Origin of the sequence: Streptomyces thermodiastaticus, from assembly GCF_014656135.1 — a bacterium.
In the GTDB taxonomy this organism is placed as follows: domain Bacteria; phylum Actinomycetota; class Actinomycetes; order Streptomycetales; family Streptomycetaceae; genus Streptomyces; species Streptomyces thermodiastaticus.
Genome location: NZ_BNBV01000028.1, coordinates 64,363 through 72,731 on the forward strand (window position 1 = coordinate 64,363; position 8,369 = coordinate 72,731).

Annotated in this window: 6 protein-coding genes; 1 reads left to right on the forward strand and 5 read right to left on the reverse strand. The window is 75.4% G+C overall.

From position 1 onward, the window contains the following. Positions 1–92 precede the first annotated feature (92 nt). Positions 93–440: an LPXTG cell wall anchor domain-containing protein gene (locus IE286_RS22205; protein WP_229863356.1), complete on the forward strand. Its 348-nt coding sequence runs from the start codon at positions 93–95 to the stop codon at positions 438–440. A 181-nt stretch (positions 441–621) separates the two neighbouring features. Here the strand turns inward: IE286_RS22205 and hutH are convergent, their stop codons facing one another. From hutH to IE286_RS22230, 5 genes are all read right to left on the reverse strand, one after another. After that, positions 622–2,160 (reverse strand): histidine ammonia-lyase, encoded by a 1,539-nt coding sequence (gene hutH / locus IE286_RS22210; RefSeq protein ID WP_189798540.1) that lies wholly within the window; start codon positions 2,158–2,160, stop codon positions 622–624. Positions 2,161–2,338: 178 nt separating this feature from the next. Continuing rightward, complete coding sequence (locus IE286_RS22215) at positions 2,339–3,487, reverse strand: GGDEF domain-containing protein (RefSeq protein ID WP_189798528.1); 1,149 nt, start codon at positions 3,485–3,487, stop codon at positions 2,339–2,341. A 62-nt stretch (positions 3,488–3,549) separates the two neighbouring features. Beyond that, positions 3,550–4,344 carry an enoyl-CoA hydratase/isomerase family protein gene (locus tag IE286_RS22220; protein WP_189798529.1) on the reverse strand — a complete coding sequence of 265 codons (795 nt, stop codon included), beginning with the start codon at positions 4,342–4,344 and terminating at the stop codon, positions 3,550–3,552. Between the two features lie 1,439 nt (positions 4,345–5,783). After that, the gene (locus IE286_RS22225; RefSeq protein ID WP_189798530.1) at positions 5,784–6,950 is read right to left on the reverse strand and encodes an adenylate/guanylate cyclase domain-containing protein; all 1,167 of its coding nucleotides are present in this window, start codon (positions 6,948–6,950) and stop codon (positions 5,784–5,786) included. A gap of 279 nt (positions 6,951–7,229) precedes the next feature. Further along, the gene (locus IE286_RS22230; protein WP_189798531.1) at positions 7,230–8,105 is read right to left on the reverse strand and encodes a biotin--[acetyl-CoA-carboxylase] ligase; all 876 of its coding nucleotides are present in this window, start codon (positions 8,103–8,105) and stop codon (positions 7,230–7,232) included. Positions 8,106–8,369 lie beyond the last annotated feature (264 nt).

An 8,369-nucleotide genomic window follows, 5' to 3' on the forward strand; every position in this document is an offset into this window, starting at 1 on the left:
CGGGGCCACCGTGACTTTCCCGTGACCCGAGGCGTTCACTACCATCGCCCTGCACGGCCAATTCGCCAGCGCCACAAGGGGATCGATCATCCGTGTCATCCGCTCGCCGTACGTTGCTGACCGCCACCACCGCGGGAATCCTGCTGGGCGCCCTGTGGTTCGTCCCCTCCGCCAACGCGACGGACGCACCGGCCACGACGATGGCCGCGGCGCAGCCGGCGGCACAGGCCGCTCCGCAGGCGGCCGGCTCCGGCAGCGGGGGCGCGCAGATGACGACGGCGACCCGGGCATCCGCCTCGGACACCGGCTCCGAGCCCGGTGAACTGGCCGACACCGGAAGCATCGACACCACCCCCTATGTCGTCGGCGGCACGCTCTTCCTCACGCTCGGCGCGGGCTTCGTCGTCTACTCGGTGCGCCGGGAGCGGCTGGGATCCTGACGGGGCGTCGCCCGCCGGTGCTCCGGCGGGCTCACCCGCTGCGGTTCTTCCGCCCGTCCGTACACGCCTGACGGCGGGCTGAGTGCGTGGGGTGACCGGACGTCAGACGGCGGCGTCCGGGCGGCGGACGCCGATCCGGTGGGTGCCGGGGGCACGCGGCGGGTGTGAGACGCGCCGGCTGTCAGCGCAGCGGGCCGGTCACGGTCTCGGCGGCCGCGACGAGCCGGCCGTCCCGCACGAAGGCCTCGGCGGCGGCGAGGTCGGGGGCCAGGAAGCGGTCCGGGCCGGGGCCGCCGATGCCCGCCCGTCGGGCGGCGTCGATGACGGCACGGGTCGCCGGGGCGGGGGTCAGGCCCTCCCGCAGCTCGACGGCGCGCGCGGCGGCGTACAGCTCGACGGCGAGGACACGGGTCAGGGCGGCGACGGCCGTGCGCAGCTTGCGGGCCGCCGACCAGCCCATGGAGACATGGTCCTCCTGCATGGCGGAGGACGGGATGGAGTCCACCGAGGCGGGCACGGCCAGCCGCTTCATCTCGCTGACCAGGGCGGCCTGCGTGTACTGGGCGATCATCAGGCCCGAGTCGACACCGGCGTCGTCGGCGAGGAAGGGCGGCAGGCCGTGGCTGCGGTTCTTGTCGAGCAGCCGGTCGGTGCGGCGCTCGGCGATGGAGCCGAGGTCGGCGGCGGCGATGGCGAGGAAGTCCAGGACGTAGGCGACCGGGGCGCCGTGGAAGTTGCCGTTGGACTCCACGCGCCCGTCGGGCAGCACCACCGGGTTGTCCACGGCGGAGGCCAGTTCCCGCTCGGCGACCAGCCGGGCGTGTGCGAGGGTGTCCCGGCCGGCGCCGGCGACCTGCGGGGCGCAGCGCACCGAGTAGGCGTCCTGCACGCGGGGCGCCTCGTCCTGGTGGTGACCGGTGAGGCCGGAACCCTTCAGCACCGCCAGCATGTTGGCGGCGGAGTCCGCCTGGCCGGGGTGCGGGCGGATCGCGTGCAGCTCGGGGACCAGGACCTTGTCGGTGCCGAGCAGCGCCTCCAGGGACAGGGCGGCGGTGATGTCGGCGGACTTGTAGAGCACCTCGAGGTCGGCCAGCGCCATGATCAGCATGCCGAGCATGCCGTCGGTGCCGTTGAGCAGCGCCAGGCCTTCCTTCTCGCGCAGCTCGACGGGCCGGATGCCGTGCTCGGCCAGCAGTTCGGCGGCGGGCCGCACGGTGCCGTCGGGCCCCTCTGCCTCGCCCTCGCCCATCAGCGTCAGGGCGCAGTGCGACAGCGGGGCCAGGTCGCCGGAGCAGCCCAGGGAGCCGTACTCGTGCACGACCGGGGTGATGCCCGCATTCAGCAGGTCGGCCATGGTCTGCGCGACCTCGGGGCGCACACCGGTGCGGCCGGTGCACACGGTCCGCAGGCGCAGGAACATCAGGGCCCGCACGACCTCGCGCTCGACCCGCGGACCCATGCCGGCGGCGTGCGAGCGGACGATGTTGCGCTGCAGCTGGGTGCGCAGCTCTGGGCCGATGTGCCGGGTCGCCAGGGCGCCGAAGCCGGTGCTGACGCCGTAGACGGGGTCGGGCTTGGCCGCCAGCGCGTCCACGATCTCCCGGGCCGCCGCCAGGGCGGCCACCGCCTCCTCGGAGAGCTCGACCCGCGCGTCGCCGCGCGCCACGGCGAGGACGTCGGACGCGGTGACACCGGACGTCCCCACCACCACAGTGTGCATATCCATATTCAGGAGCGTACGCAGTGAATTCGTGAATGTCACCAGTGAGCTGCGGGAGTGACCCTTACCTCTCCCCGCTCACCCGGGTACCCGCGCGCGGCGCCCGTCCGGGTCCGGGTGCCAGCGCGCGGCGCCCGTCCGGGTCCGGGTACCCGCGCGCCGCACGCCTCGCCGCCCGTCAGGGCCGGCGGCTGCGGAAGCGGCGGCGCTCCGCCGGGTCGGGCGGCCGGGACGGCTCGTCGGCCAGGCGCACCACCGGGTCGTCCGGCCCTTCCCGGCCGGCGACCACCGGACGGCCGGCGCGCAGCGCCTTCGCCCGGTACTGCGCGGCGTCGGCGAGCCGGAACAGCCGCCGCGCCGACCGCACCGGCCCGATCGCGTGCTCGGTCGAGGCGATGCCGCAGGCCACGCCCTCGCCCAGCTCCAGCTCGGCGGCGCGCCGGCACACCTCCTCCGCCGCCTTGATCACCTTGTCGGCGGGCGGCCCCACCGCGAGCAGGCAGAACTCGTCCCCGCCGAGCCGGGCCACCAGCGCACCCGGCACCATCGCGCCGCACAGCGACAACACGGACCCGAACCGTTCCAGCAGCCGGTCGCCCACCGCGTGGCCCAGGGTGTCGTTCACCCGCTTCAGGCCGTTGAGGTCGCACACCACGAGGCTGACGACGGAGCCGTCCGCACGGTGCCGCTCGATGGCCTCCTCCAGGCGCATGTCGACGGCACGGCGGTTGGCGAGCCCGGTGAGCGCGTCGGTGAACGCCAGTCTGCGAGCCTCCTCCAGCCGCTCGGTCTGCGCCAGCCCGGCGGCCACGACGGCGGCGAGCACCGTGGCGAAGTCCGCGTCGGCCCGGCCGAAGGCCGGCGCGCCGGTCCGGCGGGCGACATACAGCTCTCCCCAGGCGCGGCCGTGCTGGACGATCGGCGCGACCACGCAGGAGCCGCGGCCGCGGCGGCGCAGTGCCGCGACCCGCTGATGGCAGTAGCCGGGCCGCCCGGCGGCCGGCCCCTCGGCCGTCTCCACCCAGGCGTTCGGCTCGCCGCCCGCGACCCAGCGCTCGTGCAGGAACTCGGTGATCTCCGGGAACTGGTGCACCGGGTAGGTCTCGTCCTCCGGGAACTCCTCCTCCTCGGGCGCCCGGTCCCCGACGTTCACCAGCACCCGCAGCCGGCCGCGCTCGCGTTCCCACACCGACAGGGCGGCGAAGCTGCCGACCAGCGCCCGGCAGGCCCCGAGCGCCGCCGCCCGCCACGACTCCCGCGGGGTGTGCGCCGCGGCCATCCCCTGCGCCAACGCCACGACGGCGGCCAGCCGCCTGTTCTCGCCCATTCCCCCAGGCTAGGCCGTGTCCGGAAAGTCTCGCCTGCCGCCCGGCTGGGGCCGGTGACGCCTCACTCGCCCGGCCAGCGCGGTGCGCGCTTCTCGTTGAAGGCGGCCACGCCCTCCGCCCGGTCGCCGGAGAACGCCGTGGTGCGCCAGGCCGCGTCCTCGACCTCCAGGCCGGCCCGCAGGTCGAGGCCGTGCCCGAGCCGCAGGGCGCGCTTGGCCGCCCGCAGGCCGACCGGCGAGTTCGCCGCCATCCGGGCGGCCAGCTCCAGCGCCTCCTCCCGGTCCTTCCCCTCGTCCACCAGGTGGTCCACCAGACCCAGCGCGTGCGCCTCCGCCGCCTCCACCCGCCGGGCCGTGAAGATCAGCTCGGCCGCTCGTGCGGCCCCCACGCGGCGCGGCAGCAGCTGCGTGCCGCCACCGCCGGGGATGACGCCCACGGAGACCTCCGGCAGCCCCACCACAGCCGTACGGTCGGCCACGATCAGGTCGCAGGACAGGGCCAGCTCGAAGCCCCCGCCGAGCGCGAAGCCGTGCACCGCGGCGACGGTCGGCATCGGCAGCTCCAGCACACCGGTGTAGGCCGCGCGGGCGACCGGCCGCTGCTTCATCAGATCGGCGTCGCTGAAGCTGTTGCGCTCCTTCAGGTCGGCCCCGACGCAGAACGCCCGCTCGTGCGTGGAGGTCACCACCACCACGCGCGCGTCCCGGTCGGCCGCCAGGGCCTCGGTCGCGGCGCCGATGGAACGGGCCATGGCGGTGGACACGGCGTTCATCGCCTTCGGCCGGTCGAGGACGAGTTCCGCGACGTACTCGTGCCGCCGCACCAGCACGAACTCCCCGAACCGCTCCTCGTTCATGACACCCTCCGCGTTAACGCGAGTTAACAAGACGACCGCTCCCGATCATCGCAGCCGCGACCGCCTCGGGAAAGGGCTGTGGAAAACCAGAAGGCGGCGCATGGCGGACGGCCGCGTACCGCCCGGCGGGCAGGCGCGGACGCGCCAGGTGCCGGCCTGCGGCCCCTGTCCAGGCCCAGCACCCTCGTTCGAGTGACATCGCACCCAAGTCCCGTACGGCTCCCGCTCGGGCGCATACCGTCCGCCGCGGCGCTCCGGACGCACCGGGGCGCGAGGACAACGGGAGGACGGCGATGACGACGGACGGGACCGCGGTCCAGCGGGCCGAGGACGGCATAGCCAAGGTCGGTGTGTCCGTGGACGACGTGCCCGTGGACGGTGAATCCGGCGGCGGCGCGTCCGAGGACGCCGTGCCCACGGGCAACGGCACCGGCATCGGACGGCCGGACGCCCGGCCCGCGCGGACCGTGCTCCTCACGCTGCCCCGGCCCCTCCGGTTCGCAGGCCCACGCATCCCACGGCCCGGCTCCCGCACCCACGGGCGGCACCGCCGCCCCCGGCCCCGCACCCGGCCTCGCGGGATTCTTCTCACCGCCGGCTGGCTCGCCCTGGCCGCCGGGGCACTGAGCTTCGTCCAGCTGGCACCCGAGGACAGCGGTGGCCGCCCGGGCGTCACGGAGACGGAGCGGTACCCCGGCGCCCACCGCACGCCCGGCCCCGCGGCCGACCGCACGGCCGGCGCCTCGGCGACCACGGGAAGCACTCCGGCCGACGCGCCCTCGGCGGGCACCCGGCCGGTCCCGGGGACGGGCGCGGGATCGAGGCCGGCGGCCTTGCCTTCCGCAGCCGGCACCGTGCCGCCCTTCGCTCTGTCCTCCGCCCTGCCCGTCGCATCGGCCTCGTCATCGGCCGGCCCTGTGCCCGCCGGCCGGGCACCCGCGCCGCCGGACGCCTCCACGGCCCGCTCTCAGCCCCCGGCCCCGCACTCCTCGCAGGCTCCCCGGTCTCCGCGAGCTCCGCAGTCTCCGCCGGCCCCGGACAGCCCGGGTGCGCCACCGCGCTCGAACCCCACCGGCACACCACCGGCAACCGGCACCGGCCGCCCCGCCCAGCCGTCGGCTCCGGCGCCGGCCCCGAGCACCCACGCCCCCACACCTCCGACGCAGCCGTCCGAGGGACCGCGCCTCTGCCTGCCGATCATCAGGCTGTGCGTCGTCCTGGGCTGACGTGCGGTTCCTCGGGGACGTGACCCCGCTCGGACGACCGGCGACGAACCAGGACGAACAGGACAGGCAGCGCAGACAGGACGAACAGGACAGGCGCGGCAGACAGGCGCGGCAGACAGGACGGACAGAGCGGCCGCAGCCCAGGGACTGGCGGCGCCCCACGACCCACGTACCCGAGATGCCGAGGCGGGCCGGCCCGGCAGGCCCGCGACCTCACGACGCCGTGGCGCCGTCCCTCCGGTTGAGCAGCCACGGTGCGACCAAGCCCAGTCCGCGGACGGGGCGCTGCCAGGTCGGCTGCAGCGCGAACCGGTACATTGGCGGTGCCACGCCCTCCTTCTCGGCGGCGGCCGCGGCCTCGGCGGCCTCCGCCTCGGACGCCGGGGCCAGACCGGTGCGGATCAGCTCCTCGGCGAACGCGCTGTCGACCAGCACGGCGTCGCGCGGCGCTATGGACGTCAGCCGGGAGGCGAGGTTCACGGTGGTCCCGAACACGTCACCCATCCGGGTGGTGACGGTGCCGAACGCCATGCCCACCCGCAGCTCGGGCATCGTCTCGTCGTCCGCGAGGGTCTCGACGAGCCGCAGGGCGATCTCGGCGGCCGTGCCGGCGTCGTCGGCGACGTACAGCACCTCGTCGCCGAGGGTCTTGATCAGGCGTCCGCCGCGTGCGGCGACCAGGTCGGCGGCGGTCGTCTCGAAGGCCTCGACCAGCTCGCCGAGCTGTTCCTCCTCCATCCGCCGGGTCAGCCGGGTGAAGCCGACCAGGTCGGCGAAGCCGACGGCCAGGCGCCGGTCGACCATCTCCTCGTCGTCGGCGGCCTGCACCACCCGGCCGGCCGAGGCGGCGAGCTGGCGCCGCCAGACGTAGACGAGGAACTCCTGCAGCTCGGGCAGCAGCAGCTCCACGATCGGATACGTGACCTCGGTGCGGGTCATGCCCGGCTCGGGCGGCTCGGTCAGGCCCTCCAGGAAGGAGTCGATCTGCCATTCGGCCAGCCGGGCTGTGGTCTGGCCGGTGGATCTGGCCACCTGCACCGCCATGGCCTCGCTGAGCAGCCCCGCCTCGACCAGGCCGGCCAGCCGGCGCAGGGCCAGCACATCGGCCTCGGTCAGCGCCCTGGCCTGCCCTATGTCGGCGAAGCCCATGGCCCGCCAGAAGCGGGAGGCCAGTTCCATCGAGACCCCGGCGCTGCGGGCCGCCTGGAACGGCGTGTACCGCCGCTCCGCTCCCAGGATGAGCTGCTCCAGACGCAGGGCGAGGGGATCCTCGCCGGAGTCGGCGTCGTGGGAGTCCCCCGGCTCACGCGAGGGCGAGGATGGCGGAGGGTCCACCCGGCCGCCCGCGTCCGCGCCGGAGCCCGTGTCGTCGACGGTCACGCCTGCTGCCCTTCCGATCTGTCACGGTCAGGTATCGACCGGCTTCATCGGCCTCAACTCTACGGCAGGTGTGCGCCAGCTCACTCGACCCGGCGGAGCCGCCGGGTGCGGCGGGAGCACGGCCGGACCAAGGGGGCGGACCGGGGGCGCCTGCCCGGGGCATGTGCCACCTGTGACGCACCCCACGCGCCACAAGGGGCGCACCCCGCGCCGCCGGTGCGCCGTCCCACGCCACCGAGGGCACCCTTCACGCCGGCCGCAGGTGCCGAGGGGCGCCCCTCACGCCGGCCGCAGGTGCACGATGTCCCCGGCGCCCACCGGCTCGCGCTCGCCCGTGTCGGTGGCCAGGACGAGCCGGCCGTCGCCGTCCACGGCGACCGCCTCGCCGACGAGCGACCGGTCCCCCGGCAGCTCCGCCCGCACCCGGCGGCCCAGCGTCGCGCAGCCCGCCGCGTACGTCTCCTGCAGTCCGCACGCGGCCGGGTCGCCACCGGCGGCCCGCCAGCGCCCGTACCAGTCCTCCAGTGCGCGCAGCACCGCGCGCAGCAGCGGATCGCGGTCCGTGGTGACCGCGCCGGCCAGCGCCAGCGAGCCGGCCTGCGGCACCGGCAGTTCGTCGGCACGCAGCGTGACGTTGATACCGACGCCGACGACGACGCCGTCCCCGGCTCGCTCCGCCAGGATCCCGCCCGCCTTGCGCTCCTCGCCGCCGACCGTGACCAGCAGGTCGTTGGGCCACTTCAGCGCCGTGTCCACGCCGGCCGCCCGGGCGAGTCCGGTCGCCACCGCCACGCCCGTCAGCAGCGGCAGCCAGCCCCACCGGGCGACGGGGACCTCCTGCGGCCGCAGCAGCACGGAGAAGATCAGGCCGGAACGGGCGGGCGCCGTCCAGCTGCGGTCCAGGCGTCCGCGCCCGGCGGTCTGCTCCTCGGCGACGAGAACGGCACCCTCGGCGGCCGTCCCGGCCTCGGCCCGGGCCACCAGGTCCGCGTTGGTCGAGCCGGTGCGCTGCACCACGTCGAGCTCGGTCCACAACCCTCCCTCGCGCACCAGCGCGCGCCGGAGCGCGGCGGCGTTCAGGGGCGGGCGGCCCAGGTCGGACCAGCGGCTGCGGCCGCCGCCGGGAGTGTGGTCTGCTGTATTCGGGGACGTCATGCAAGCCACCCTAGGTGTGGCAAAGACCGCACCGCCGAACGGTGCGGCCACCACTACGCTGCGGTGCGTAACCATCCCCCTTTCGAGCAGGCAGGGAGCCGCGATCGCGATGTCCGAGCCGCAGCAGCGCCCAGAGAACGACATCGATGTCCGTACGACCGCGGGCAAGCTCGCGGATCTTCGGCGACGGATCCAGGAGGCGACCCATGCCGGCTCCCAGCGTGCGGTGGAGAAGCAGCACGCCAAGGGGAAGCTGACCGCGCG

Bases quoted from the DNA above. Each gene is read 5' to 3' on its own strand.
- IE286_RS22230 (WP_189798531.1), bottom strand. From the start codon at position 8,105: ATGACGTCCCCGAATACAGCAGACCACACTCCCGGCGGCGGCCGCAGC.
- hutH (WP_189798540.1), bottom strand. From the start codon at position 2,160: ATGCACACTGTGGTGGTGGGGACGTCCGGTGTCACCGCGTCCGACGTC.
- IE286_RS22220 (WP_189798529.1), bottom strand. From the start codon at position 4,344: ATGAACGAGGAGCGGTTCGGGGAGTTCGTGCTGGTGCGGCGGCACGAG.
- IE286_RS22215 (WP_189798528.1), bottom strand. From the start codon at position 3,487: ATGGGCGAGAACAGGCGGCTGGCCGCCGTCGTGGCGTTGGCGCAGGGG.